Genomic DNA, 328 nt, shown 5'->3' with positions numbered 1-328 from the left:
GGCGATGTGATGCACCACCACCACGAGCACATGCTCATCCGGACCCACCCCGAACAACCACGCACGCAGCGGAATCTCAGCACCCAGGTCGAAGGCATACGCCTGCGCCTGCGCCACTGCCCCTGCCAGCTCTCCGGCATCCGTCTCGGTGACGGCCAGCTCGAATCCGCACTCCTCCACCGGCAGGATCTGCTGATACGGCTCCCCGTCCGCCACCGCGAACACCGTCCGCAGCACCTCATGCCGCCCCAGCACATCCAACAGCGCGCGCTCCAACGCCCGCCGGTCCAGCCCACCCGACAACCGCACCGCCATCGGAATGTTGTAC

General features: G+C 67.4%; 1 protein-coding gene. It reads right to left on the bottom strand.

Annotation, left to right across the window (positions count from 1 at the left end; translation table 11 throughout):
* Positions 1–328: condensation domain-containing protein (locus tag KUM49_RS42430; RefSeq protein ID WP_217242284.1), on the bottom strand; the 328-nt coding region annotated here is incomplete at both ends.

Source organism: Streptomyces sp. AC555_RSS877 (assembly GCF_019049245.1).
In the GTDB taxonomy this organism is placed as follows: Bacteria; Actinomycetota; Actinomycetes; order Streptomycetales; family Streptomycetaceae; genus Streptomyces.
This window is presented reverse-complemented; position numbering and strand designations above follow the sequence as displayed.